Origin of the sequence: Agromyces aerolatus (assembly GCF_031432255.1) — a bacterium.
Taxonomy (GTDB): Bacteria; Actinomycetota; Actinomycetes; order Actinomycetales; family Microbacteriaceae; genus Agromyces.
On sequence record NZ_JAVKGQ010000002.1, the window covers coordinates 351,521 to 376,088 of the forward strand.

General features: G+C 70.4%; 25 protein-coding genes. 6 read left to right on the forward strand and 19 right to left on the reverse strand.

All coding sequences use genetic code 11. The features are described 5' to 3' along the window. Positions 1-317 precede the first annotated feature (317 nt). On the forward strand, positions 318-1,523 hold the full coding sequence (locus RH864_RS04540) for a thiolase family protein (RefSeq protein ID WP_310516326.1): 1,206 nt from the start codon (positions 318-320) through the stop codon (positions 1,521-1,523). 229 nt (positions 1,524-1,752) lie between these two features. Here the strand turns inward: RH864_RS04540 and RH864_RS04545 are convergent, their stop codons facing one another. From RH864_RS04545 to RH864_RS04565, 5 genes are all read right to left on the reverse strand, one after another. Next, positions 1,753-1,914 (reverse strand): hypothetical protein, encoded by a 162-nt coding sequence (locus RH864_RS04545; RefSeq protein ID WP_310516327.1) that lies wholly within the window; start codon positions 1,912-1,914, stop codon positions 1,753-1,755. Position 1,915: 1 nt separating this feature from the next. Then, positions 1,916-3,490, reverse strand: coding sequence for a flavin-containing monooxygenase (locus RH864_RS04550; RefSeq protein WP_310516328.1), 1,575 nt, complete (start codon positions 3,488-3,490; stop codon positions 1,916-1,918). Between the two features lie 125 nt (positions 3,491-3,615). Beyond that, a complete protein-coding gene (locus RH864_RS04555; protein ID WP_310516329.1) occupies positions 3,616-4,476 on the reverse strand; it encodes an amidohydrolase family protein in 861 nt (286 codons plus the stop codon). 10 nt (positions 4,477-4,486) lie between these two features. Further along, positions 4,487-5,311 carry a FadR/GntR family transcriptional regulator gene (locus RH864_RS04560; RefSeq protein ID WP_310516330.1) on the reverse strand — a complete coding sequence of 275 codons (825 nt, stop codon included), beginning with the start codon at positions 5,309-5,311 and terminating at the stop codon, positions 4,487-4,489. Between the two features lie 82 nt (positions 5,312-5,393). Next, a complete protein-coding gene (locus RH864_RS04565) occupies positions 5,394-6,416 on the reverse strand; it encodes an LLM class flavin-dependent oxidoreductase (protein ID WP_310516331.1) in 1,023 nt (340 codons plus the stop codon). A gap of 91 nt (positions 6,417-6,507) precedes the next feature. On the opposite strand from RH864_RS04565, the gene RH864_RS04570 reads away from it, so the two are divergent. After that, entirely contained in the window at positions 6,508-6,915 is a 408-nt protein-coding gene (locus tag RH864_RS04570) for an SRPBCC family protein (protein ID WP_310516332.1), read from the forward strand. A gap of 147 nt (positions 6,916-7,062) precedes the next feature. Next, positions 7,063-7,953: a TIGR03619 family F420-dependent LLM class oxidoreductase gene (locus tag RH864_RS04575; RefSeq protein ID WP_310516333.1), complete on the forward strand. Its 891-nt coding sequence runs from the start codon at positions 7,063-7,065 to the stop codon at positions 7,951-7,953. A 79-nt stretch (positions 7,954-8,032) separates the two neighbouring features. Here RH864_RS04575 and RH864_RS04580 read toward each other — a convergent pair whose 3' ends face one another. From RH864_RS04580 to RH864_RS04590, 3 genes are read right to left on the reverse strand one after another with little or no spacing between them, the layout of a single operon-like run. Next, positions 8,033-8,887, reverse strand: a complete 855-nt coding sequence (locus RH864_RS04580; protein ID WP_310516334.1) for a hypothetical protein — start codon at positions 8,885-8,887, stop codon at positions 8,033-8,035. Continuing rightward, entirely contained in the window at positions 8,884-9,753 is an 870-nt protein-coding gene (locus RH864_RS04585) for a sugar phosphate isomerase/epimerase family protein (protein WP_310516335.1), read from the reverse strand. Before RH864_RS04585 ends, RH864_RS04580 begins: the two co-directional genes overlap by 4 nt. Next, entirely contained in the window at positions 9,750-10,760 is a 1,011-nt protein-coding gene (locus RH864_RS04590; protein ID WP_310516336.1) for a D-2-hydroxyacid dehydrogenase family protein, read from the reverse strand. The genes RH864_RS04585 and RH864_RS04590 overlap by 4 nt, the downstream gene beginning before the upstream one ends. Positions 10,761-10,877: 117 nt before the next feature. On the opposite strand from RH864_RS04590, the gene RH864_RS04595 reads away from it, so the two are divergent. Then, positions 10,878-11,078 carry a ferredoxin gene (locus RH864_RS04595; protein WP_310516337.1) on the forward strand — a complete coding sequence of 67 codons (201 nt, stop codon included), beginning with the start codon at positions 10,878-10,880 and terminating at the stop codon, positions 11,076-11,078. 17 nt (positions 11,079-11,095) lie between these two features. Next, positions 11,096-11,581: an HtaA domain-containing protein gene (locus tag RH864_RS04600; protein ID WP_310516338.1), complete on the forward strand. Its 486-nt coding sequence runs from the start codon at positions 11,096-11,098 to the stop codon at positions 11,579-11,581. Between the two features lie 15 nt (positions 11,582-11,596). Here the strand turns inward: RH864_RS04600 and RH864_RS04605 are convergent, their stop codons facing one another. Genes RH864_RS04605 through RH864_RS04625 form a run of 5 tightly spaced genes read right to left on the reverse strand, consistent with a single transcriptional unit; the run spans position 11,597 to position 17,401 of the window. Further along, positions 11,597-12,715: a Gfo/Idh/MocA family protein gene (locus RH864_RS04605; protein ID WP_310516339.1), complete on the reverse strand. Its 1,119-nt coding sequence runs from the start codon at positions 12,713-12,715 to the stop codon at positions 11,597-11,599. Then, positions 12,712-13,491, reverse strand: a complete 780-nt coding sequence (locus RH864_RS04610) for an SDR family NAD(P)-dependent oxidoreductase (RefSeq protein ID WP_310516340.1) — start codon at positions 13,489-13,491, stop codon at positions 12,712-12,714. The genes RH864_RS04605 and RH864_RS04610 overlap by 4 nt, the downstream gene beginning before the upstream one ends. A gap of 28 nt (positions 13,492-13,519) precedes the next feature. Continuing rightward, on the reverse strand, positions 13,520-14,863 hold the full coding sequence (locus tag RH864_RS04615) for an LLM class flavin-dependent oxidoreductase (protein ID WP_310516341.1): 1,344 nt from the start codon (positions 14,861-14,863) through the stop codon (positions 13,520-13,522). Further along, on the reverse strand, positions 14,860-16,053 hold the full coding sequence (locus RH864_RS04620) for a CaiB/BaiF CoA transferase family protein (protein WP_310516342.1): 1,194 nt from the start codon (positions 16,051-16,053) through the stop codon (positions 14,860-14,862). The genes RH864_RS04615 and RH864_RS04620 overlap by 4 nt, the downstream gene beginning before the upstream one ends. Before the next feature lie 7 nt (positions 16,054-16,060). Beyond that, positions 16,061-17,401 (reverse strand): NtaA/DmoA family FMN-dependent monooxygenase, encoded by a 1,341-nt coding sequence (locus RH864_RS04625; protein WP_310516343.1) that lies wholly within the window; start codon positions 17,399-17,401, stop codon positions 16,061-16,063. A gap of 120 nt (positions 17,402-17,521) precedes the next feature. Between RH864_RS04625 and RH864_RS04630 the strand changes: the two genes are divergently transcribed. Next, positions 17,522-17,968, forward strand: a complete 447-nt coding sequence (locus RH864_RS04630) for a nuclear transport factor 2 family protein (protein WP_310516344.1) — start codon at positions 17,522-17,524, stop codon at positions 17,966-17,968. 100 nt (positions 17,969-18,068) lie between these two features. Here RH864_RS04630 and dctP read toward each other — a convergent pair whose 3' ends face one another. The 6 genes from dctP to RH864_RS04660 all read right to left on the reverse strand — a co-directional run bounded on the left by dctP (position 18,069) and on the right by RH864_RS04660 (position 24,521). After that, positions 18,069-19,307: a TRAP transporter substrate-binding protein DctP gene (dctP, locus tag RH864_RS04635; RefSeq protein ID WP_310516345.1), complete on the reverse strand. Its 1,239-nt coding sequence runs from the start codon at positions 19,305-19,307 to the stop codon at positions 18,069-18,071. Between the two features lie 217 nt (positions 19,308-19,524). Beyond that, positions 19,525-20,748 (reverse strand): TRAP transporter substrate-binding protein, encoded by a 1,224-nt coding sequence (locus RH864_RS04640; protein WP_310516346.1) that lies wholly within the window; start codon positions 20,746-20,748, stop codon positions 19,525-19,527. Between the two features lie 129 nt (positions 20,749-20,877). After that, positions 20,878-21,690: an SDR family NAD(P)-dependent oxidoreductase gene (locus RH864_RS04645; protein ID WP_310516347.1), complete on the reverse strand. Its 813-nt coding sequence runs from the start codon at positions 21,688-21,690 to the stop codon at positions 20,878-20,880. Between the two features lie 14 nt (positions 21,691-21,704). After that, positions 21,705-22,238 carry a VOC family protein gene (locus RH864_RS04650; protein WP_310516348.1) on the reverse strand — a complete coding sequence of 178 codons (534 nt, stop codon included), beginning with the start codon at positions 22,236-22,238 and terminating at the stop codon, positions 21,705-21,707. Between the two features lie 8 nt (positions 22,239-22,246). Next, on the reverse strand, positions 22,247-23,116 hold the full coding sequence (locus RH864_RS04655; protein WP_310516349.1) for an enoyl-CoA hydratase-related protein: 870 nt from the start codon (positions 23,114-23,116) through the stop codon (positions 22,247-22,249). A gap of 55 nt (positions 23,117-23,171) precedes the next feature. Next, complete coding sequence (locus RH864_RS04660; RefSeq protein WP_310516350.1) at positions 23,172-24,521, reverse strand: NtaA/DmoA family FMN-dependent monooxygenase; 1,350 nt, start codon at positions 24,519-24,521, stop codon at positions 23,172-23,174. Positions 24,522-24,568 lie beyond the last annotated feature (47 nt).

Here is a 24,568-nt window from a genome sequence, read left to right on the forward strand (position 1 = left end):
GCGCTCCATGCCTCCAGCCTGCCGGTGCCGACCGCCGATGTGAAGAAGCCTTCGGCAATGCCTGTCGGGATCGTGGCGGCCGGATGGCTCTCGTGACGCCGCCGACATCGCGCTGGCACCTCGATCGACTGGAGGGCCTCCTCCATCAGGCCCGATTCGCTCGGGAGGAGGCGGCGCTGCGATCACGGCTATTATATAAAGGATGGCGGTTCGAGTGGTGACCGATGACAGGCGACCGGAGAGCACATGATGGATGAGACGAACACGTTCGGGGGAGGCCGGGCGGCCTCGGTTCGGCCCGATGGGGCGGTGGCCTGATGGCGGGGGAGCGCGCGATCGGCGATCGCGAGAAGGTCGTGATCGTCGCGGGCGCGCGCACGCCGGTCGGCAGCTTCGGCGGTGTGTTCAAGGACACGGCCGCGCACGAGCTGGGCGCCGTGGCCTCGCGTACGGCGCTCGAGCGGGCCGGAGTCGGTGCCGACGAGATCGACGAGGTCGTCATGGGCTGCATCGGGCAGGTCGCGGGCGACGCGTACAACGCGCGGCGGGTCGCGCTCGCGGCGGGGCTGCCCGTGCGCACTCCGGCGTTCACCGTGAACCGGCTCTGCGGGTCGGGCCTGCAGGCGATCTGGTCGGGCGCGCAGGAGCTGCTCTGGGGCGGCGTCGACGTCGTGCTCGCCGGCGGCGACGAGAACATGACCCGCATGCCGTTCTACGATTTCAACGCGCGCTTCAACGATCGGCTCGGGGACCGCACGCTCGTCGACGGGACCGTCGGCATCCTGACCGACCCGTTCTCGGGCCGGCACATGGGCGTCACGGCCGAGAACGTGGCCGCCAAGTACGGCGTCTCCCGCGTCGAGCAGGACGAGTTCGCGGTCGAGAGTCAACGGCGGGCGGCGACGGATGCCTCGCGCGCGGCGTTCGGCGAGGAGATCGTGCCGGTCACCACCGGCGGCCGCAAGCCGGTCGAGGTGACCACCGACCAGCACCCGAAGCCCGGGACGACCCAGGAAGTGCTGGCCGGGCTGCGGCCCGCGTTCCAGGAGGGTGGATCGGTCACGGCGGGCAACGCCTCCGGCATCAACGACGGCGCCGCGGCGACCGTGCTGATGCGCGAGTCGTATGCCCGGGCGCGGGGCGTGAAGGGCCTGGTCACGATCGAGGCGGTCGCCACGGCGGGCAACGAGCCCGAGCTCATGGGCTACGCGCCCGTCTACGCGCTCGAGCGCCTCTGGCAGCAGACGGGGCTGACCGCGGCCGACGTCGACGTGATCGAGCTCAACGAGGCGTTCGCCGCGCAGGCGGTCGCGGTCATCCGTGATGCCGGCCTCGACCCGGCGAAGGTCAACCCGTACGGCGGCGCGATCGCGCTCGGGCACCCGGTCGGTGCGACGGGCGCCATCCTCACCGTCCGCGCGGCCCTCGACCTGCACCGCCGCGACCTCGAGTACGCGGTCGTCACGATGTGCATCGGCGGCGGCCAGGCGCTCGCCGCACTCCTACGGCGCTGGGACGGCTGAGCCGCAGCCCGCCCGTCATGCACCGTATTCCTTGCTCAGGAAGGCGTGGGCGCCACGCCGCGCGCACGGGTAGCCGCTACGGCGGGTCGCGCCTTCGTTCCTGAGCAAGGATCGGGGAGTGGGGATGGACCGGCGCGGTCGGCACGCACGAGCGAGGCCCGCCTCCCGCCGCGTTGCGGCGTGATGCGGGCCTCCAGTCGTCTCGGGAGCGCGGCGTTGGTCGCCCCGGCTACTCGGTGGTCCAGACCGAGCCGGTGTCGACCGACTGGATGATCTTCATGTTCCGCCACGCACGACGGGCGCGCAGCCCCACTCGCGCGGCCGCGTAGACCGCGGCGACCGTCAGGCCGGTCACGGCGACGCGCTTGGTGACATCGGTTCCGGAGCTCATCTCACACCTCGTTCGCTTGCAGGATCATCTCGAGTTCGTCGTCGATCGGCGTCTGCTCGTACGCGCCGTCGACGGGCAGCACGACCGGCGGCTTGACCGACGACCTGACCACGCGCTTGCCGCGCCAGGCGACGCGGCGCAGCAGCCGGGTGGCCACGCCGTACACGATCGCCCCGTCCGACCACTGCGTGATGATCCGGCCACTGGCGCTCGCGTAGTAGTTGTTGACGCCATCGAACGACGTGCCCTTGAGGCGGTCCTGGAGGATCGCGTTGTACGCGGCGGTGATCGCCTCGTCGACGTAGAGCGCCGAGAAGCCGTTGCGCACCTGGTACTTGATCGCCGCGACCACGTACCGGATCTGCTCCTCGAGGTGCGTGACGATGGCGCCGCCGTTGGTGTTCGGCCCGTAGAGCATGAAGAAGTTCGGGAACGACGGCACCATGATGCCGAGGAACGCCTGGTCGTCGCCCGCCCATGTGGTGTGCAGGTCGATGCCGTGCTGCCCGGTCAGGTCGAAGGTCGAGGCGAACGACGACTTGAACCCCGTGGACATGACGAGCACGTCGATCTCGTGGTGGACTCCGGTCCGGTCGACGAGACCGTTCGGGGTCACGGTGTCGACGGCGTGCGGCACGAGCTCGACGTTGTCGCGCAGCAGCGACGGGTAGAAGTCGTCGGTCAGGATCGGCCGCTTGCCGCCGAAGGGATACGACGGCGTCACGAGCTCGGCGAGGTCGGGGCGCTCGGCGAAGACGCGCGCGATGTACTCGCGCGCCGCGCGTTCGGATGCCGCGTTCTGGGGCGTGCCGGGGCGCCACGCCGCATTGCGGTACTGGAACTTCTCGCGCTGGATCAGCATGCCCCAGCGCACGAGCTTCTGGGCGATCGGGTCGTTGAGCGCCTCGCGCTCGGCCGGCCCGAACGTCTGCGCGCCCTTCGGCAGCACCCAGCCGGGCTCGCGCTGGAAGAGCTTTACCTCGCCGGCGATGGGCGCGATGTTCGGGACCACCTGCACGGCCGTGGACCCGGTGCCGACCACCGCGACCCGCTTGCCGGTGAGGTCGATCGACGAATCCCACCGCGAGGTGTGGAACTTCTCGCCCTCGAACGAGTCGAGGCCCGGCCAGGTCGGGTACCGGGGGTCCGAGAGCAGGCCGACCGCGCTGACCACGACCTCGAAGTCGCGCTGCGTGCCATCGCCGAACGTGACGGTGTACCGCTGGGCGTCGTCGTTCCAGTCGGCACGCGTGACCTCCGTGCTGGTGTGCACATGGTCCATGAGGCCGTGCTTCTGCGCGACGTACTCCATGTACTCGAGCAGTTCGGCCTGACGGACGTGGGTGCGGCTCCAGCGGTAGGGCTCGAACGAGAACGAGTACATCACCGAGGGGGTGTCGACCTCGGCGCCCGGGTAGCGGTTGTCCCACCACACGCCGCCGAGGTTCGCCGATTTCTCGAAGATCTCGAAGGAGTGGATGCCGGCCTTCTTCAGCTGGACGCCGAGACCGATGCCGCCGAAGCCACCGCCGATGATGGCGATGCGCGGGAGCGGCCGAGTATGTGAGAACTTCATTGTTGCTCCGAGTGTGAACGATCCGAATTTGAAATATCGAAATCCATTACGATATGTCAATGCTAACTCGGTCGGCCGGGCACGTCAAACGTCGCCGGGTCACCCGGCGGCGATCGGACGCCGGATCAGGCCGCGTCGTCGGCGATGAAGCGCTCCAGCCGGAACGCCGTGATCGCGTTCTCCGCAAGGAACTTCCCACGGACCTCATCGGACAGGTTCATCTCGTCGACCTGGCGGAGCGGGCGCTCGAAGTCGAGCAGCGGCCAGTCGCTCGCGTAGATGCACCGGTCCTGGCCGTACCGCGACAGGAACTTCACGAACTCGGGCTCGAAGTGCTTCGGAAGCCGCGCCGAGGTGTCGATGTACACGTTCTCGTGCTTCCACGCGACGTGGATCATCTCTTCGGCCCACGGCGTGCCCACGTGGCCGCACACGATCGAGAGATCGGGGAAGTCGAGCGCGACCTCGTCGATGTGCAGCGGCTGGCCCGAGCGCGAGGGATAGTACGGGCCAGTGCCGCCGACCTGCGTCTGCACCGCGAGCCCCAGCTCTTCGCACTTGGCGTACAGCGGGTAGAACCAGCGGTGCGTCGGGTCGGCCCAGTGGTAGAACGGCTCGAGCTTCATCGCGCAGATCGGATAGTCGCGGGCCAGCGACTCCAGCTCGCGGACCGCCTTCATGATGCCGTCCGTCGGGTCGACCGCGATGACGCCGATGAGGCGGTCGGGCCAGCGATCGAGAGCCTCGAGCACGATCGAGTTCGGCATCACCGGGCCACCCGACACGAGCGCCAGGTCCACCGGCGAGGCATCCAGCTCGTCGATCATGACCTCGAGCGGGATGCCGTGCATCGCGCGCGACTCGCCGTACCGCTTGAAGACGTTCGCGGTGCGCCAGGGCAGCCCGTCGACGATCTCCTTGGTCCAGGGTTGGATCCAGGCGTCGACGATCTCAGGCCGGCGCGGGATCGGTCGTCCGGTGCTCATGGTGCGACCGTCACCTGCCGTTCTGCTGCGCGAGGATGCTCGAGCGTACCGACGATGCCTGGATCACCCGGTCCTCGATGCGCGAGAGGATGACCTTCTGCGTCGAACGGATGTGGCGGCGCGAGAAGTCTTCCGCGCCCAGGCCGTCGCCCGCCTCGATCAGGTCGAGCAGCTTGTTGTGCGCGTTGAGCGTCGCGACGCGGCGATCGTGGTCGGGGTAGGCGCCCTGCGCGGTCAGGTCTTGCGCCCACGCCTCCTCCTGCGCGTCCCAGAGCGCGACCAGGCCGCCGACGATCATCTTCGTCGGCTCGTTGCCGCACAGGTCGACGACCGCGCCGTGGAAGCTGCGCGCGGCGCGCGTGAACGGCACGCCCTCGGCGCTGCCCTCTTCGCCGCGAGCGGTGTCGAGGATGGCACGCAGGCGCGGGACGACCTGCTTCCCGCGCTTCGGGTTCTCGGCGCAGAGGCGTGCGCACACGGGCTCGAGCGTCGCGACCGCGGTCGCCAGCTCATGCAGGTGCACGCCCGACGACTGAAGCGCCAGGCCGAGCGTGTAGCCGAACCGGGCCTCGCCCGGCTGCTGCACGATCGCGCCGCCGACGTTGCCTCGCCGGACGACCACGAGGCCCTCGGTCTCGAGGATCCGAAGCGCCTCGCGCAGGGAGGGGTGGCTGATGCCGTACTCTTCACGCAACTGGTCCTGTTTGGGCAGTGCGCCGTCGGGGAAGTCGCCGCGCAGGATCCGTCGGCGGAGTTCAGCGGCGACGGTCTCTGCGACCCTCACCTGCTGGATGCCGGCACCCCGAGAGGCGATGGGGTTGCTCACGGTCGACATGGCGGTGCTCCTCTGTGGCCCATTGTTTCCATTGGTGACATTATCGCCATAATTTGACGGCATCGCGGGATTTCGCCGCGCGTCACCGGCTCGTCGGGCGAGCGTCGGCGAGCGCGAAGGCGGGCCGCACCTCGTGGGCGAACCGGCGCAGCTGCCGCTCGATCGTCGCGTCGTCGCCCGTCGACCAGTGGTGGTTCACGACGAGGGCGTCGATCTCGATCCGGTCCTGCAGGTCGCGGATCTGCTGGATGACCTCGTCCGCGGTCCCGACGAGCGCGCATCCCTCGGCCGCTTCCTCCAGGCTCGGCGTGCGCCCCTCGAGGATCGCGAAATCGACCGCCGATGACGCGAGTCCAGGGCCGAGGGCGAGCTTGCCCCGCCGGTTCTCCAGGAATCCGGGAAGCCAGGTCTCCTCGAGCTCGGCACGGCTGTCGGCGATGCAGACGCTGCGCTGCAGCCAGAGCCGCGCGGTCCGGTCGTTGGCCGCGGCCGTCTCCCGGTACAGATCGACCGTCGGACGGTATTCCTCGACGGTCTGGACCAGGCCGCCGAGGACGCCGTCGGCGAGGCGGCCGGCGCGACGCGCACCGACCTTCGCCTTCGTCCCCACGATGATGAGGGGTCGATCCTGGACGGGCCGGGGCTCGATGGTGACGTCGTCGAAGTGGAAGTGCTTCCCGTGGTAGCTCGCGGTCTCCGCGCCCCAGACGGCGTCGAGCACTTCGAGTGCCTCGGTCATGAGGGACCCCCGGTCTTGAGGGTCTCGACCCGTGGCGGCGATCTCGGGTGCGCGGTAGCCCGCCCCGACGCCGAGGAACGCACGGCCTCCGGAGACCTGGTCGAGGGTCGCGACCTGCTCCGCGATGTCGAGCGGATGGTACGCCGGAAGCACCAGGACACCGGTGCCGAGCATGAGCTGGTCGGTTCGCGCGGCGACCGCGGAGAGGAGGGTGAACACCGCGGAGGGGTTGCCGCTCACGAATCGGTGGTGCCCGATCATGCCGATGTCGAAGCCCAGCTCGTCGAGCAGGGTCGCTCGGGCCATGACGGTCGCGGTCACGTCGGGCGGCCCGGGGATCTGCAGCAGCTCACTCGCGAACTTCATGGCGCTCTCGCTTTCCTTCGGTGTCCGGCATTGAGTCGAGTGCCGTGAACGTGCAGACTACCTTTACCTTCTAACGATAGCGAGGATTGCAGTGAATACGATCGAAGTGCGCGGTGAGATCGCGGCACCGTCGGCTGCGGTCTGGGCACAGCTCGGCGACTTCGGCGGCGTCGCCACGTGGAACCCCTTCGTCGAGCACGTCGTCGTCGATGGTGACGGCATCGGGATGACTCGGACGATCACGGCCCGCGGTGGGGCGCGCATCGTCGAGCGTCTCGAGCACCTCGACCATGAGCGCCGGCACCTCCGATATGCCGTTCGGCTGGAGTCGGGGGCGGAGTCCGTGGCGGACATCCGGCTCGAGGAGGCCGGCGCCGGTGCGACGACCGTCGTCTGGCAGTCGATCCGGGCGGAGGCGATCGGTGCCGACCAGCAGGAGGCCGTCACGCGAACCCTCAGTTCGCGCATCGAGGCCCTCGCCCAGGCCCTCGCGGCGTGACCGCGGAGCCGGAACGGGCCCAGAACTGAACGAGCCCAGAACTGAACGAGCCCAGAACTGAACGAACCCGGAGCGGAACGAGCCCGGGTCGCAACGACCACGAAAGGAACATGAGATGAGCCAGCCCTTCACGACGGAGCGGACGACATGACGTTCGTCGGCCTGTGTCTCCCGCAGCTCGGCGAGGTCGTCGACGTCGGACTCATCCGCGACTACACGGTCCGGTCTCATCAGCTCGGCTTCGACTCGCTCTGGGTGCAGGAGCACTTCCTGTTCGCCACCGAGTCGAAGTCCGCGTATCCCACGCAGTCCGGGGGCGTCCAGCGCTCGGTGTACGAGACCGTGTACTCGCCGCTCGAGCTTCTCGGGGCGGTGACCGCGTGGGCGCCCGGCATGGGCATCGGGACGAGCATCCTGGTGGCCGGGTACCACTACCCGGCGCCGCTCGCGAACCGGCTCGCGACGCTCGCGCAGTTGTCGGGCGGGCGGCTCATCGCCGGATTCGGCGTGGGCTGGTCGCGCGAGGAGCACGCCGCGGCCGGGGTCGACGCGTCCACGCGCGGGAAGCGTCTCGACGAGTTCATCCCCGCCCTCCGGGCGTGCTGGGAGGACGACCCGATCGAGTTCCACTCGCCGATGTTCGACATCGCACCCGGTGTCATGCGCCCGAAGCCGCCGCGACCGATCCCGCTCATGGCGGGGATGTGGTCGGATGCGGGCCTCCGGCGCACCGCCCGCGACTTCGACCTGTGGAACCCCGGCGGCCCCGCCATGTCGCTCGACGAGGCCGAGGAGAAGCTGGCGCTCATCAACTCCTGGCGCCCCGAGGGCAAGGCGCCCGTGGGCATGGTGTACCGGCTCGCGACCGAGAGCGCATCCGGGATCAAGCTCGGCGTCGACGGCGTCGTCGAGTACGTCCACGAGGCCAGGCGCCGCGGCATCGACGGCGTCGTCATCGACACGAACTTCGACACCTCGGTCACGGATGCCGCGAGCTGGCTCGCGCAGCTCGAGGACCTGGCCGGCGCTCTGGAGTGACGGCGCGAGCGGGCGGACGCGCGTTCCGCCCGAGGCATCCGCACGCCTGAGGCGCGTGCAGCCGGAGGATCCGCCGACGTCATCCGCCCTGGGGGCGGATGACGTCGGCGTACGTGTCGGTGCCCATGACGCTCGGGATGAACGGCGCGAGCAGCGTCAGTTCGCCGCCGCCCGCGGCGAGCTCGTCGCCGAGCCCCCCGAATCGTCCGTCCCAGTTCGCTGACGGCTCCTCGTCGAGGAACCAGAGCACGGTGAGCCGGCCTCCGTTGCCCGCGACGCGGGCCAGGCCGGCCAGCACGTCCGGCCTGAGTCGCGGATCGGGCGGGTTCGTGCGGAACACCATCGCTGAGCTCGCGTGCCCCATGCGGGCCAGGCTGCCGGGCAGATGGTCGTCGAGCAGCCACCGCTCGAGCCCGGGCCGGGCCTCCGCGGACGGCGCGTCGACGAGCCCCAGCACGAGGCCCGGCGCGGGGTCCATGAGGCTGAAGACGTCGCGCGGCACGGCGGCATCGCGGTAGACGGTGCCCGCATGGTCCGTGAACGACGTGTAGACGTGGTCGCGCTCGGCGAAGATGCGGCCGGCCTCGCCGAGGCGCGCGTTCATGCCCGCGAGCCAGTCGGTCGTCTCCTGCAGCCGGCCGGGCGCGATCCAGTACGTCGTGAGATACGAGCCGTCGCGGACGTCGTCGGTCACGGGCGTGCGCTCGGGGGAGCGGAGTGCGGTGAGCTCGCGCGTCGCGGTCCATCGCCGGCCCGCGAAGATCCACGGGCAGTAGAGGCCTCCGGCCCAGAAATGATCGTCCTCGTACCACCGGTTGTACGCGCGCTCGTGGCCTGTGCGCGGCGACACGAGCGTGATCAGCGCGTGGCCGACGCCGACGTCGATCGGCCCGTCGATCGGCCCGGTCGGGCCGGGCGGTGCGTGCCCGGTCACGGTCGCTCCTCGGGCACGGTCACACGCGCGATGAGCGCGTCGGCCGCGTCCCGGCAGGCCACGGCATGGGCGGATGCTCCGATGCGACGCACTCGCTCGTGATCGGGGACCTCGACCATGACGACGAGCTCGCGGAAGGGGGCCGCGTCGCGCACCGTGCGGACGATCGCGGCGACGTCGCACACGCCCGCTCCGGGAGCCAGACGGGCGGCGATGCTCTCGTGACGGAGCGCCGCGAGCCGCTCGTCTGCGGTCGCGCCGGCCGGGACCAGCTCGTCCAGCGCCGGGGCGTCGCACACCTGGAGCCAGACCGGGGTGCCCGCCGCGAGCTCGGCGAGCCGGTCGAGATCGTCGCCGCGGCGCCCGAAGTGGAGCGTGTCGAGCGTGAGCCCGCCGCCTCCGGCGTGCGCGACGAGGTCGGCGACCGTGCCGATCGAGTCGATGCCGAAGTACGACACCGGCTCGAGATGCGGGGTGAGGCCGTACTCGCGCGCGCGGGCGACGAGCTCGGCGAAGCGCCGGCTCGCCGCGCGCAGGTCAGCTCCGCGGTGGATCGCACTGAACCGGGTCACGCCCGCGGCGGCGAGGACGGCGAACACGTCGGCCCATCCGTCGCGGGGTCCCTCGAGATCGACGAGGTCCGCGCCGAACAGGGTGATGCCGCGACGGATCGCGTGCTCGCGGAGCCGGTGCGCCTGGTCGGCCGGGAGCGTCGGCGTGTTCGTCGCGGGGTCCACGAGCCGGACGCCAGCGAAGGCGTAGCGGGCGCCCGCGGCCAGGTCCACGAGCGCGAACGCGTCGAGGTCGGGGAAGGTGAACCCTTCGAGGCCGATCCGGACCGGGTTCGCCGCTGCCGTGCGGATCATGAGGTGCGATGGCGGAGCGGGATGTCCCGGCCTTCGAGGAAGGCGAGCACCGCCTCGGCGCTGCCCTCGTACCAGACCCGGTACGTCTCCTCGGTGAACCCGGCGGCGTGCGGGCTGAGCACGACATTGTCGAGCTGGGTGAGCGGATGCCCCGCGGGGAGCGGCTCGACGTCGAACACGTCGAGCGCTGCGCCCGCGATGCGCCGGTCGCGGAGCGCCTCGATCAGCGCGGCCTCGTCGACGATCGGCCCGCGCGAGGTGTTCACGAGCACCGCCGACGGCTTCATGCGGGCGATGCCGCGCGCGTCGATGAGGTGGCGCGTGGACTCGGAGAGCACGAGATGGAGCGTGACGACGTCGCTGCGCTCGAGCAGCTCGTCGAGTCCGACCGCCTCGGCCCCGCTCTCGACGGCGTCCATCTCCGAGAGGTGCGGGCTGTAGGCGAGCACGTGCATGCCGAACTCACGCGCGAACCGGGCGAGGTACCGGCCCGTCCCACCGAGGCCCACGATGCCGATCGTGCGGCCGTAGAGCGCGGGGAACGCGCCGGTCTGCCACCGGCCCGCGCGGATCGCGCGGTCCTCGGCCACGATCCCTCGGGTGGCGGCGATGATGAGGCCCCAGGTCAGCTCGGCCGTGGCCACGCGGGCGTGCGACCCGTTCGCCGTCGCGGCGACCTCGATCCCGCGCTCCTTCGCCGCGGCGAAGTCGATCGCCCGGTTGGACTGCGAGGTCGCGACGAAGCACCGCAGTCGCGGCAGGCGGTCCATGAGCGTCGCGGTCAGCGGCAGCCGCTCGCGCATCGCGCTGATCACGTCGTAGTCGGCGAGCGCCTCGACGACGGCGTCCTCATCGGTGAGCGGGGCCGAGATGAAGTCGACGTCGGCGAGGGCCTCCACGGGCGACCAGTCGGCGAACCGCTCGGCGATGCCGAGGTAGTCGTGGATGACCGCGACCCTCGGGCGCCGCCCTTCGTCCGTTCGTGCTCCGGATCCTGACTCAGCCACGGGACCTCCTCGTCGGCGCATTATGGTTATGTTTGATACTATTGACGCACTTGGTGCACCGCCACATCGCAGTGGCCGTTTCGTCGCCGCACCGCCAGTTCGTGAGAGGGCACATCGATGAAGATTGTCGTGGATCGGGACAAGTGCGTCAGTCTCGGCATTTGCGAGGGCCTCGCGCCCGAAGTGTTCGTGCTGAACGACGATGGCGAGCTCGAGGTCGACGAGACGACTCCGGTGCCCGAGGCCGAGCTCGAGCGGGTGCGCAGCGCGGTCAGCGGATGCCCCGTGAACGCGCTCCGGCTCGTGGAAACCTCCTGACCGCCACCCCGCCGTCCATGCCGGTGAGCAGCACCGTCGAGACCACGGGGCTCGCGTGGGGGATCCGTTCGAGCTTCCGCCGGTACGTGCAGCGCGTCGCGCACGGCACCGAGATCCCCGACGGCGGTGCGGGCTCGCTCCCGGACGGGCGCTTCTACTTCCCCGTCGAAGCCGTGGAACGGTTCGACCCCGAAGCGCTCGACGCGCAGATCCGGTTCGCCGGCGCGGTCCGGTTCCTCGGACACGCCGGCATGATCGACGTGCGGCTCGGCGAGCTCGAGCTGCGGTGCTCGGCGGGCACCGGAACGGTCCTGACCGGCGCTCGCGGCGGAGCCCGCGAGCTCGTCGACGTCCAGGTGACGCAGGCCGGCGTCGCCGACGGCGTGGCGACGCTGCTGCTCGGCACGCGGCTCGCGGCGGACGCGGTCGAGCTGTTCGACGAGGTCTATGCCGCCGCGACGCCGTTCGACGAGATCGAGGTCCGGGTCGCCGTCGCGTCGTGACGCGGCACCGGGCCGTCAGACCAGGTGCTGCGTGATCCCGGTGTCGGCGGCGCGCCGAAGCGCGGCCAGCTGCTCCTTGCGGGCGACCGCGTCGTCGAACGTGGGCGCGAGCCGAGTGCCGTGCCTGAGGTCGTGCTCGAGCACGAGGAGCGCCTCGGCGACCGTGGCCGCGGGGTAGGAGAGCGACGGATCGGTGTGCACGTACGAGGCCGGGATCTCGAGCTCACGGAGCCGGTCCTCGCCCGCCGTGGCGCCGCGGATCGTCAGGGGACTGAGCTGCAGGCTGGTCTGCGCGGTCACGACCAGGGCGCCGTCGGTGCCGTTGATCTCCCAGTGGAACGTCGTGCCCGCGGTCGGTCCGCCACGATAGTGGGCCGAGAGCATCACCCCGGTCTCGAGCCGGCCCGCGACCAGCAGCTGGTCGGGTGTGGTCTTGGCGACCGTCTCGTCGGTGCCCTCCACGCGCACCGTCGGGCGCTGGATCGCGCTCATCGCGGAGATCGACGCGAACTCGCCGAGCACATGGCAGATGCCGTCGATCGAGTGGCCGAACGGGATCGTCTCCATCGTGCCGCCGAGCGCATCGTCCTGAAGGTAGGCGTTGCGCGCCGCGACGACCTCGCCCCACGGCGCGCCGGCGCCCAGGAGCGTGGTCGAGAGCACGCGTCCGACGTAGCCGTCGTCCACGAGGTCCCGGAGGTATCTCAGGCCCGGCGTCGATCGGGCCTGCAGGCCGGTGACCGCGGTCACCCCCGCCGAGGCGAACGCGTCGCGCAGCCGCCGGGTCTGCTCGAGGTTCGAACCCGAGGGCCACTCGCTGTAGACGGGCTTGCCGGCCTCCGCGATCTTCGACAGCAGCTCGAAGTGGTGCTCGACGCGCACGGCGACGATCACGAGGTCGACCGACTGGGACCCGATCAGCGCATCCGGGGTGTCATAGGCCTCGGGGACGCCGAACTCGTCAGCGGTCGCCCGGGCCGACGCCATGCGGGTGGTGCTCACCGCGGTGACCTCGAGCCCGGGGATCGTCGCGATCGCCGGCAGGTGCGCGAGGCGACCCCACCCGTCGGCGGACGCGCCGATGATGCCCACCCGGATCGGGCGATCGGGCTCGAACGCGATCGGCGCGCTCATCCCTCGGCGCGTTCGTTCGCGTATGAGACCCGCGTGAGCCCGCCGTCGATGAAGAACTCGGCGGCGGTGATGTAGCTGCTCTCGTCCGAGGCGAGGAACACCACGAGCTGGCCGAACTCCTCGGGGCGCCCGAACCGCCCGAGCGGGATGGTCTCGCGCATCCGCTGGATGTGCGGCATCCGCGCGACCTCGGGGTTCGCGAGCATGTCGGTCGCGTGCGGTCCCGGGTGGACGGAGTTCACCCTGATCCCGGTGCCCTGGGTCGCCAGATGCACGGCGGTCGTCTTCGTCAGGTTCGCGAGGGCGGCCTTGCTCGCCGCGTAATACGTGGTGGTCGGCACGATCATCTCGGTGGAGTTGCTGGACACGTTCACGATCGAACCCGAACCCCGCGCCTTGAGGGCCGGCAGCGCGGCCTGGACGCCCAGGAACGGGCCGTAGAGGTTGATGTCCATGACGTGCCTGAACTCGTCGAGGGTCGCCTGCTCGATCGTTCGCGGGAGCGCGATGCCCGCATTGTTCACCAGGACGTCGAGCCCGCCGAGCGCGCCCACGGTCTCGTCCACCACCCGGTGCCACGCCTCGGCGTCGCGCACATCCAGTTCCGAGAACCGGGCGGTCCCGCCGCCGGCCGTGATCTCGTCGACCTTTGCGGCGCCCGCATCGACGAGCACGTCGGCGATCACCACGCTGGCGCCCTCTGCGGCCAGGGCGGATGCGGCTGCGCCGCCGAGACCGCGCGCGCCGCCGGTGACGATCGCGACCTTGCCGCTCATGCGTCCCATCGTGCGATTCCCCTCGGGGTCAGCGCGCGGCCGCGACCGTGGCGGCCGGGCCTCGTGTCGGTTCCGGCGCCGGCAGGCCGTAGTGGCCGCGCAGCGTGGTCGCCTCGTATGCGCTGCGGAACAGTCCGCGACCGCGCAGGATCGGCACGACGTGGTCGACGAAGTCCTCGAGCCCGTCGGGGAAGGTGGCCGGCATGACGTTGAAGCCGTCGGACGCCCCCGTCGTGAACCACGTCTCGATGACGTCGGCGATCTGCTCGGGCGTGCCGACGAGCTTCTGGTGGCCGCGGCTGCCGTTCAGGCGGATGAGCAGCTCGCGCACGGTCAGACGCTCGCGGCGCGCCATCTCCACGGTGATCTCGTACCGGCTGCGCCCGTCGACGATGTCTTCGGGGCGACGGATGTCGTCGGGCAGCTCCCGGTCGAGCGGGAGCCTCTCGATCGGGAGCCCGGTCTGTTCGGCGAGCTGCGCGTGCGCGTGGTCGAGCACGATGAGCTCGTCGAGCTCGCGGGCCTTCGCCTGGGCCTCAGCCTCGGTGCCGCCGATCACCGTGACGATGCCGGGGAGCACGATCACGTGGTCGGGGTTGCGGCCGTTCCCCGCGGCCTGCGACTTGAGGTTCGCGTAGAACGCGCGACCCTCCTCGATGGTGCCCTGCGCGGTGAAGACGGCCTCGGCGTACTTCGCGGCGAAGGCGATGCCCGGGCCCGACGAGCCGGCCTGCACGATGACGGGCCTGCCCTGTGGGGTCGGCGGCAGCAGCGACGGCCCCTGCACCGAGAAGTAGCGGCCGACGTGATCGATGCGGTGGACCTTGGCGGGGTCGGCATAGACGCCTCGCGCCTTGTCGACCACGAGGGCATCCGCCTCCCAGCTGTCCCAGAGCTTGAGCACGACGTCGAGGAACTCGTCGGCCCGCTCGTAGCGCTCCTCGGGGGTCGGGAACTCGCTGACGCCGAAGTTCGGGCCGATCTCCTTCGCGATGCTCGTCACCACGTTCCAGCCGACCCGCCCTCCGCTCACCAGGTCGGCCGAGGCGAACCGGCGGGCGAGGTTGAACGGGTCGTCGAACGTGGTCGATGCGGTGCCGATCAGGCCGATCCGCTCGGTCGCCCCCGCGAGCGCCGTGAGCTTCACCACCGGGTCGAGCATCTCGCCCGGTCGCCGACTCGGGCTCGAGATGAGGCCCTGGATGTCGGCGAAGAAGACCGAGTCCAGCAGGCCGCGCTCGGCGATGCGCGCGAGATTCTTGTAGTGCTCGATGTCGAGGTTCCAGTTCGGCACGGCGCCGGGGAGGCGCCAGGCGGCCTCGTGGTGACCCACGGCGTTGACGAACGTGTTGAGGTGCAGCTGTCTGGTCATTCGGATGCTCCTGCGATCGAGGGTGCGGATCCGCCGCCGTCGGCCTGGACGGCGACGCCTGCGGCGATGAGCTCGTCGACGTCCTCGAAGCCGAGCTCGGCGAGGACGTCGCGCGTCTGCGCGCCGGGAAGCGGCGAGCTCCCGGGCGGCGGGGGGACCAGGTCGTGCGCGGGGAAACGCGGTGCGACGCCCGGCTGGATGGCGCCGTCGGTCTCGATGAGCGTGCCGCGCTCGCGGACGTGCGGGTCGGTGGGCGCGTCCCGGAGCGAGAGCACGGGGGAGACGCAGGCGTCGGTGCCGTCGAACGTCGCGACCCATTCGGCCTGCGTGCGCTGGGCGATCCGCTCGGCGATGCGCTCGCGCATGGCCGGCCACCCCGCGCGGTCGTATTGCGCGGACGGCGTGATCGCGACGCCGAGTCCCGCGACGAACTCGGCGAAGAACTTCGGCTCGATCGCGCCGACGGCGACGTGCCGGTCATCGGCCGTGCGGTAGACCGCGTAAAAGGGCGTCCCGCCGTCGAGGAGGTTCGAGCGGCGGCGGTCCTCCCAGCGGCCCGCGTTCAGCAGCGAGTAGATGATGGTCGCGAGGCTCGCCGCGCCGTCGACCATCGCGGCGTCGACGACCTGACCGGCTCCCGTGGTGCGGGCTTCGTGCAGGGCCGCGAGCACGCCGATCGTGAGGAACGCGCCGCCGCCGCCGAAGTCGCCGACGAGGTTCAGCGGGATCACGGGATCCTCGTCGCCGATCGCATGCAGCGTGCCCGTCAGGGCGACGTACGCGATGTCGTGGCCGGCGGCCATGGCGTACGGGCCGTCCTGTCCCCACCCCGTCATCCGCCCGTAGACGAGGCGCGGGTTGACCGCGAGCGCCTCGTCGGGGCCGAACCCGAGCCGCTCCATGACGCCGGGCCGGAACCCTTCGATCAGGATGTCGCTCTGCCGGATGAGCTCGAACACCACGGCACGCGCCGACTCCTGACGCAGGTCGAGCGCGATCGAGCGCTTGCCCCGGTTGAGCAGGTTCACCCTCGGGTCCATGGTGAGCTCGTCGCCCGTCGGCGGCCGGTCGATGCGCACGACGTCGGCGCCGAGGTCGCTGAGGATCATCGCCGAGTACGGCGACGGGGCGAGCCCTGCGAACTCAACGACGCGGACGCCGCTCAGCGGTCCGTGCTTCTGCTGCGTCATGCCGGGGTCAGCCTCGCTGCTGCAGCCCGAGCCGCTCGCGCAGCGTGCCCTGCCGCGACGGGTCGTCGCCGATGAGTCCGCGTCGGCGCAGCTCGGGCATCACCAGCCGGCCGAAGTCCTCGAACGATCCGGGCATGTCGGTCGACATGATGGCGAAGCCGTCGCATCCGTAGCCCTGGAACCAGTCCTCGAGACCGTCGGCGACCTGGGCCGGGTCGCCCACGAAGCGGGCGCCGCCCTGCTTGCGGCGCGACTCGATGACATCGGCCAGCGTCGCGTCCTCGCCGAACTTCAGGCGCGCGCCCTTGACGTAGCCCTGCAGCGATCCCTTCGTGCCGGTGAACGACTCGAGCAGCTCGTCGGTCAGCGGCTCGTGCATCGGCAGCTTCGCGAAGTCGAAGTTCGCCTGCTCCGACAGCGTGACCAGCTGCTCACCCGGCTCGAACAGCGAGTCGAAGTACGCCTCCTTCGCCTTGGCGATGTCTTCGGTCTCGCCGACGATCGGCAGCACCGCGGGGAGGATCTTCACGGTCCCGGCCGGGCGGGCGTCCGCGACGAACTGCTCCTGCATGCCGGCGTAGTACTTGGCCGCCGTCTCGAGGTTGTGCTGGCTGGTGAAGACGATGTCGGCCCAGTGCGCGGCGAACTGCTGGCCCCGGCCCGACTGCCCGGCCTGCAGGAGCGTCGGCCAGCCCTGGGGCGGCCGCGGCACGGTCAGCGGACCGCGCGAGGAGAGGAACTCGCCCCGGTAGTCGATCCGGTGCACCGACCCGGGTTTCGCGAACCGGCCGGTGATGCGGTCCATCTCGAGCGCGTCCGCATCCCACGACTCCCAGAGCTGCGTCACGATCTCGACGAACTCGTCGGCGCGGTCATAGCGCTGATCGGGGTTGAGGTACTCGGTGCCGAAGTTCGCCGCCTCGTCCTCGTTGAGCGAGGTGACGATGTTCCAGACGGCGCGGCCGTCGGACAGATGGTCGAGCGTGGCGAACTTGCGCGCGACGTGGAACGGCGACGTGTAGGTCGTCGAGTACGTGCCGCCCAGCCCGATCCGCTCGGTCTGTGCGGAGAGCATGCCCAGGATGGTGATGAGGTCGAGCTTGATGGCCCGCGAGCCACGCGTGATCGTCTCGTCGATGGATCCCTGGTAGGCGGCCGGCATGGCCAGCCGGTCGTCGAAGAACATGAGGTCGAAGCCGCTGCGCTCGAGGCCCTGTGCGAGGTCGATGTAGAACTTGGCGTCGAGGATGCCGCGATCGGCGCGACGGTGCATCCAGGACGTCAGGCCGCCCTTCGTGACGGATGCCGAGACGAATGCGGTGAACACCATGTGGTCGGTGCGGGACACGAGTACCTCCTCAGGGGCGTGCCGTCGTCCTCGACGGCACCTGGAGCGACAACGCTAGGGTTGCGTCAGTCACACTACCTGAATCAATGATTTCATTCATTACAACGAAGGCGGAGATAGTTGCGAGTTCTGCATGACGCCCTCACGGTCGAGGATCGGTTCGAGATCACCCAGGTGCTCGCCAGATACGGCCATGTGATGGACGGGCGCGACCGTTCCGGGCTGGCGGAGGTGTTCGCGCCGGAGGCCACGTTCGACGTGACGAGCGTGGGCGGGCCGGTGTACCGAGGGCTGGCCGAGCTCGAAGGGTTCCTCGCGCTCGGCGACTCGGTGCATCCGCCGTTCCACCTCCTGGCGAACGCATGGGTCTTCCTCGAGGGCGGCGAGGTCGTATCGCTGAGCAAGTGGCTGACGATCGACCAGCACAACGGGCTGCCGCGGAGCGGCGACTACCGCGACACGTGGCGGCGCACGCCGGGCGGGTGGCGGATCTCGGCACGTGTCGCGCGGGTCAGGTGGACGGGCGGGCCGTGGAGCGAGGGCTACGACGCACCCGATCGGGGCTGACGCACCCGATCGGGGCTGACGCACCCGATCGGGGCTGACGCACATCGGCGGTGCGGGACGCAGGCGTCCCGCACCGCCGAGGTGCCGTGCTGGTGAGGGGCTACTGCTTGCCGAGTCCCTCGGCGAGCGCCTCGGTCCAGGCGCCCCAGTCGCTCACGACCTCGGATCCGAGGTCGAGGGACTCGAGGATGTCCCCGTGCTCGGTCTCGACGCCGAGCGTGTCGATCGAGAAGTCCCACCAGGCATCCGCGATCGCGTTGGTCCGCTCGATGTCGGCGGACGCGTCCTCGACCGAGTCGGGCGCGAGGGTCGCCGGGTCGGGCTGCTCGGCCCACCACTCGTTGATCACGGGGTTCAGCTCGGCGGGATCCACGATGCCGCCGCCGGCCTCCTCGGCCGCGCCGACGATCTCGTTGTACTGGTCCAGCGTGTCCTTGGCGAAGCGCTCCAGGGCGTCGTACCGCGCGTCGCGCATGACCTCCTGGATCTCGGGCGCGAGGCCGTCCCACGCGCCCGTCGAGATGACCCAGTTGGCGCCCGAGGTCGGCGCGGTGTTCAAGAAGGTCACCCAGGGGGACACCTCGAGCAGGCCGCCGCTGAGCACCGTGGTGACCGCGTTGACGGCGCAGTCGATGACGCCGCGCTGCAGCGCCTCGTACTGCTCGTTCGGGGGCGTGAAGACGCCGACCATGCCGAGCGCCTCGTTCTCGCCCTGCGCGACCGAGTTGGCGACGCGCACCTGGCGGCCTTCGAGGTCGGCCGGTGTCTGGAACTCGGTGCCGCAGGTGAGTGCGGCCGGCCCGCTGATCATCGGGATGAGCGGGAGGAAGCCCGCCTGGCGCATCTCGTCGAGCGCGGGGCTCTCGCCCTCGTAGTGGATGACCTGCTGGCCGATGCCCGCGACGTTGGTGTTCGGGTAGCCGAAGTCGTTCAGGGCGTGTTGGACCACCAGGTCGTCCCAGTTCGAGACCGGGAGCTGGTCGGGGAAGAAGCCGTTGCTCACGAACGTGACGTCGGTCAGGTCCGATGACAGCGCGGACAGCGCCTCGGGCGCCGGGTGCAGCGTGCCGTTCGGGTAGTAGTCGAAGGTCACCTTGCCCTCGGTGCCCTCGGTCACCGCCTCCATCCAGTCCTCGATGAGGTTCGTCGAGGTCGCTCCGGGGGAGAAGATGCTGCTCACCGTGAGCTCGACGGGCTCGACGCTGCTCCAGTCGAAGCCGTCGGTGTCGGTCGCCTCCTCGGCGGACGACGAGGTGTCGCCGGCGGAGCAGCCGGCGAGGAGGGCGATGGCACTGAGTGTTGCTGCTGCTGTGAGTGCGCGCTTGGTACGAATCACCACAGGACTCCTTTGTCGTGGTCGGGTCGCCGCATCGGCGGTGATGGGAAATCTATCATCCGTCCTTACAAAAATCGACATCCTTTTTAAGATTGTAATTTTAGGAATGTCGCGAGCGGCGGTGCGAGGTGCGGCGCGCGGAACCGCGAATGGCGCGGAACCGGTCGGTTCCGCGCCATTCGCGCCTGCGTCCGTGGGCGTCACCGCCCGTCGGAGTGCCCTACTTCGCCGCGCCGAGCTGATCGGTGAGCGCCTCGGTCCACGGCGCCCACTCGATGATGTCGCTGCCGCGGTTCAGCACGTCGAGGATGTCGGGGTCGTCGACCGGCACCTGCAGCTCGTCGATCGAGAAGTCCCACCAGGCGTTCGCCACCCGCTCGGTCAGGGCGATCGAAGCTTCCGCGTCGATGCCCGAGGGAGCGCTGCTCGCGAGGCTCGGCCGGCCGGCCCAGTACTCCGCGATCAGGGGGTTGAGCTCGGCGGCGTCGACGATCTCGCCGCCGGCCGCCTCGGTGTCGGTCACGATCTCGCTGTACTGGTCGAGTGTGTTGATCGCGAAGTTCGTGAAGGCGTCGTAGCGCGTGTCGAACAGGATCTCCTGCACCTGGGGCGGCAGCGAGTCGAGCGTCGTCGTGGAGATGACCCAGTTCGCGCCCGAGCTCGGCGCGTTGTTGGTGAAGGCGACGTACGGCGAGACCTCGAGCAGGCCGCCGCTCAGGACCGTGGTCGGGGCGTTGACGGCGCAGTCGATGACGCCGCGCTGCAGCGCCTCGTACTGCTCGTTCGGGGGCGTGAAGACGCCCACCATGCCGAGCGCCTCGTTCTCGCCCTGCGCGACCGCGTTCGGGACGCGGACCTGCCGACCCTCGAGGTCCTCTGGGGTCGCGAACGGCTTCGAGCAGGTGAGCGCCGCGGGCCCGCTGAGCATCGGGAGGAGCGGCGTGAAGCCCGCGGCCTCCATCTCGGGCAGCGCCACATTGCCCTCGCTGTAGTGGATGACCTGCTGGGCGAGCCCGGCGACGTTCATGTTCGGATACCCGAAGCTGCTGAGCGTCGACTGCACCACGACGTCGTCCCAGTTCGAGATGGGCAGCTGGTCGGGGAACGTGCCGTTGCTGACGAACGTGATGTCGGTCAGGCCTGAGGTGAGCGCGCTGATCGCCTCCGGTGCCGGGTGGAGCGTGCCGTCGCCGTAGTAGTCGAACGTGACGGCGCCGTCGGTCGCCTCGGTCACGGCCGTCATCCACTCGTCGAGCAGGATGCTCGCCGTGCTCGACGCGGGGAAGATGCTGCTGACCGTGAGCTCGACGGGTTCGATCGCGCTCCAGTCGTCACCCTCGCCCGACGACGTGGTTCCCGATGCGGTGCTGCCCGCGCATCCCGCGAGCAGGGCGGCCGCGCCGATGGCGCCGAGCGCGGCGAGTAGATTCTTGGTGTGGGTCACGCAGACTTCCTTGTCGTCGGGCCCCCGTCGTCGGGGAGGCGCTCCAGGGTACTGCGGAAGTCTCGCATAAGCCGGTAATCATTACAAATTTAGCTACCATTGTGAGGAATGGTCGGCACGAAGTGGGCGTCAGGGCGCGGCGCCCTCCGGAATCCCCACGGCCGTGAGCTCACGCCAGTTCATGAGGCTCACGCCCCCGTCGATCACGAGCGTCTGACCTGTGACATGCCCAGCCATGGGCGAGGCGAGGAAGGCGAGCGCGGCGGCGATGTCGCTCGGCTCGGCCGCCTTGCGCAGGGGCGTCGAGCGACGTGCGAGCTCCTGCATCTCGGGGGACTGGGTGGCGAGCAGGCGGGCCGTCCGGGTCGCGCCGGGCGCGACGCAGTTCACGCGGATGCCGGCCGGGCCGAGCTCGACGGCCGCTGAGCGCACCATCGACATCATCGCGGCCTTGAACATGCCGTACGTCCCGTTCGACGGTGCCGCATGCAGCCCCGCGATCGACGACACGAACCCGAGCGATCCGCCACCCGCGCGCTCGATCAGCGGCGCCGCAGCACGGAGGACCCGGAACGCGTGCCGGACGACCAGACTCGACTGCCGGTCCCATTCGTCGTCCGTCGTCTTCGTGAAGGGCTTGAACAGCGCCGCGCCGATGACGTCGATCGCGCCGTCGAGCCGGCCGTACCGCCGGGTGACCTCGTCGAGTGCGAGATCGATCGCGCCCGGTTCGGAGACGTCCACGCGCAGCGCCATCGCGTCGGTGCCGGCGCGAGCCGCGGCCTGCTCGGCCGCCGCGCCATCGAGATCCAGGCACACGACGCGCGCCCCGAACGCCGCGAGGGCGCGGACGGTCTCGCCGCCGATCCCGGCGCCGGTCCCGAAGACGGCGATGACGCGGCCGTCCAGCCGCATCAGCGACGTGTAGTCCACTTCCGACATCGGTCCTCCAGTGCTCAGTCCAGCTCGGGCATCGGGCGCCATGGCTCGCTGCCGTCCCAGTCCCGGGCGGCCTCGGCCACGAGCTCGTAGAGTCTCGGGACGATCGACGGCGGCCGGCGCTCGCTCAGCTCGATCGCCGGCAGGTTCCAGTCGCCCCAGTGGTAGAAGACGTTGTTCACGGGCTGACCGGCCTCCGAGAGCGGGGTCTCGCCGGCCTCGGAGCGACGCGCGACCTCGGCCTCGAAGTCGGGCACGGCCACGGCGAGGTGGTTGAGCCCGGGCGCCCCGCCGTGCGACGCGAGCCAGTCGCGGTGGGGCGACGGCGCGTCGTCGTGCTGCTCGACCAGCTGGATCTGGATGCCGTTCCAGTCGGCCATGGCCGTGGAGAGGTCCGGCGCGCTCGCCTCGCCGCGGAACCGGTACGCGCGGTCGCCCAGGTGCTCCCAGTAGAACCACGGGCCGATGCCGAACCGGCGCGTCCATTCCATCGCGGCGGCGCGCAGGTCCGTCACGACGAACCCCAGCTGAACGATCCGCGAGTCGACCATGGCGCCCCTCAGTCCGGATCCCGCTGCTCGGTGCCGGCGCGGTCCTCGAACCGCGGCTCGGCCGGCCACGGCAGATCGGGCAGGTCCGTCCACGGCGAGAGCGCCCAGTCCGGGGCGCGCTTCTCGCGCCACGCGTTCACGCCCTCCGCCGCATCGGCCGTCCGGCCGAGCGCCGTGATCGCTGCCGAGTCGATCCGGTGGGTGTGCATCGGGTGGTCGCTGCCGGCCATGCGCCAGATGAGGCGCCGGGTCACGGCGGCGGACACGGGCGCCGCGGCCGCGGCGATCCGGTGGCCGAGCTCGTAGGCGGCGTCGAGCAGGGCGTCGGGCTCGTGGATGCTCCGCACGAGGCCGCGGCTCATGGCCTCGTCGGCGTCGAAGAGGCGCGCGGTGAGACTCCAGTCCAGTGCCGTGGGCACCCCGACGATCTTCGGCAGGAACCAGCTCGAGACGGCGTCGGGAACGATGCCGCGGGCGGCCGCGACGAAGCCGAATCGCGCGGTCGTCGACGCGAGGCGGAAGTCCATCGGGAGGATGAACGAGGCGCCGAAGCCGACCGCCGGGCCGTTGATCGCGGCGATGACGGGCTTCAGCGACGCGAACATCCGCAGCACGATCCGCCCGCCGCCGTCGCGCAGCCTGACATCGTCCGGCTCGTAGGCGAAGGCGTCGCCGCCCGCGCTCACGTCCGCTCCGGCGCAGAATCCCCGGCCGGCGCCAGTGACCACCACGACACGGACGGCGTCGTCGGCGTCCGTCTCGTCGAACACCGCGACGAGCTGCTCGCGCATCGCGGGGTTCATCGCGTTCAGGCGGTCCGGCCGGTTCATCGTGACCGTCGCGATGCCGTCCTCGACGCGAAGATCGACCTCGCTCACGGACCCGCCACGGAGGTCGCTCGCGGCGCCGCTCGCGAGGTCGCTCGCGGCGTCGTCATCGGCGCGTCCGGTCGGCGAGGCCGAGGCGGTCGCGGAGCGTGCCCTCGGGGTCCGTGAGCTCGGGAACACGCCCGCGTCGGCGGAGCTCGGGCATGACGAGCCGGGTGAAGTCCTCGAAGGATCCCGGCGTGTCCGACGGCATCAGGGCGAAGCCGTCGGCGCCGTACTGGTCGAACCACTCCTCGAGGGTGTCCGCGATCTGGGCTGGTGTGCCCACGAACCGATTGCCCGCGGTCATCGACCGCGCCTTCACGATCTCGCGCAGCGTCGCATCGGGTCCGAATCGTGCGCGACCGGATCGCACGAACGCCTCGACCGCTCCCCGGGTGCCCGTGAAGCGCTCGAGCCAGGCGTCGTCGAAAGTCTCGTCCATGGGGATCTGCTCGAAGTCGAAGTTGGCCTGCTCGGCGAGGAAGATGAGCTGCTCGATCGGGTCGCTCAGCTCATTGAAGAACTCGTTCTTCTGCTCGGCGATGGCCTCGGTCTCGCCGACGATGACCATGACCGCCGGCAGGATCTTGGCGGCCGCCGCCGGCCGTCCCTGCTCCTCGGTCACGCGCTGCTGATCGGCGTAGTGCCCCTGCGCGGCCTCGAGGCTGTGCGCGGTCGTGAAGATCAGGTCGGCCCACCGGCCTGCGAACGCCCGGCCCCGTCCGGATTGTCCGGCCTGGAGCAGGGTGGGCCACCCCTGCGGCGGGCGCGGCACGGTGAGCGGGCCTCGGGACGAGAGGAACTCACCGGTGAAGTCGATGCGCGCGACCTTCTCGGGGTCGGCGAACCTGCCCGTCGTGCGGTCGAGCTCGATCGCGTCCGCCTCCCACGACTCCCAGAGCTTCGTGACGATCTCGAGGAACTCGTCGGCGCGGTCGTAGCGCTGATCGGGACTCAGGAAGTCGGTGCCGAAGTTCTCGGCCTCGTCGTGGTTGAGCGACGTCACGATGTTCCAGATCACGCGCCCCTTCGACAGGTGGTCGAGCGTCGCGAACTGCCGGGCCACGTGATACGGCGCGCCGTATGTCGTCGAGTAGGTCGCGCCGAGCCCGATGCGGCTCGTATGCCCCGCGAGCAGACCGAGGATCGACACGAGGTCGAGCTTGACGACGCGCGAGCCGCGCTCGACGGCCGGGTCGGTCGAGGAGCCGTAGGCGGCGGGCATCGCGAGCCGATCGTCGAAGAACAGCACGTCGATGCCGCCGCGCTCGAGCTCCTGCGCGAGCCCGATGTAGTACTCGGCGCTGAGGAAGCCCGGATCGGTGCTCGGGTGCATCCACGCGCCCAGGGAGGTCTTGGTCGTCGATGCGGAGGCGAAGGCCGCGAAGACCATGTGTTCGGTTCGGCGCGTCATCGTCTGACCTTCCTGTCCACGGAGTCCGCTTCGTCGCTGCGACCCTA

Excerpts from the sequence above, each read along its gene's own strand:
- RH864_RS04540 (WP_310516326.1), top strand. The coding sequence starts at position 318 with ATGGCGGGGGAGCGCGCGATCGGCGATCGCGAGAAGGTCGTGATCGTC.
- RH864_RS04545 (WP_310516327.1), bottom strand. The coding sequence starts at position 1,914 with ATGAGCTCCGGAACCGATGTCACCAAGCGCGTCGCCGTGACCGGCCTG.
- RH864_RS04550 (WP_310516328.1), bottom strand. The coding sequence starts at position 3,490 with ATGAAGTTCTCACATACTCGGCCGCTCCCGCGCATCGCCATCATCGGC.
- RH864_RS04555 (WP_310516329.1), bottom strand. The coding sequence starts at position 4,476 with ATGAGCACCGGACGACCGATCCCGCGCCGGCCTGAGATCGTCGACGCC.
- RH864_RS04560 (WP_310516330.1), bottom strand. The coding sequence starts at position 5,311 with ATGTCGACCGTGAGCAACCCCATCGCCTCTCGGGGTGCCGGCATCCAG.
- RH864_RS04565 (WP_310516331.1), bottom strand. The coding sequence starts at position 6,416 with ATGAAGTTCGCGAGTGAGCTGCTGCAGATCCCCGGGCCGCCCGACGTG.
- RH864_RS04575 (WP_310516333.1), top strand. The coding sequence starts at position 7,063 with ATGACGTTCGTCGGCCTGTGTCTCCCGCAGCTCGGCGAGGTCGTCGAC.
- RH864_RS04585 (WP_310516335.1), bottom strand. The coding sequence starts at position 9,753 with ATGATCCGCACGGCAGCGGCGAACCCGGTCCGGATCGGCCTCGAAGGG.
- RH864_RS04595 (WP_310516337.1), top strand. The coding sequence starts at position 10,878 with ATGAAGATTGTCGTGGATCGGGACAAGTGCGTCAGTCTCGGCATTTGC.
- RH864_RS04600 (WP_310516338.1), top strand. The coding sequence starts at position 11,096 with ATGCCGGTGAGCAGCACCGTCGAGACCACGGGGCTCGCGTGGGGGATC.
- RH864_RS04605 (WP_310516339.1), bottom strand. The coding sequence starts at position 12,715 with ATGAGCGCGCCGATCGCGTTCGAGCCCGATCGCCCGATCCGGGTGGGC.
- RH864_RS04610 (WP_310516340.1), bottom strand. The coding sequence starts at position 13,491 with ATGAGCGGCAAGGTCGCGATCGTCACCGGCGGCGCGCGCGGTCTCGGC.
- RH864_RS04615 (WP_310516341.1), bottom strand. The coding sequence starts at position 14,863 with ATGACCAGACAGCTGCACCTCAACACGTTCGTCAACGCCGTGGGTCAC.
- RH864_RS04620 (WP_310516342.1), bottom strand. The coding sequence starts at position 16,053 with ATGACGCAGCAGAAGCACGGACCGCTGAGCGGCGTCCGCGTCGTTGAG.
- RH864_RS04645 (WP_310516347.1), bottom strand. The coding sequence starts at position 21,690 with ATGTCGGAAGTGGACTACACGTCGCTGATGCGGCTGGACGGCCGCGTC.
- RH864_RS04650 (WP_310516348.1), bottom strand. The coding sequence starts at position 22,238 with ATGGTCGACTCGCGGATCGTTCAGCTGGGGTTCGTCGTGACGGACCTG.
- RH864_RS04660 (WP_310516350.1), bottom strand. The coding sequence starts at position 24,521 with ATGACGCGCCGAACCGAACACATGGTCTTCGCGGCCTTCGCCTCCGCA.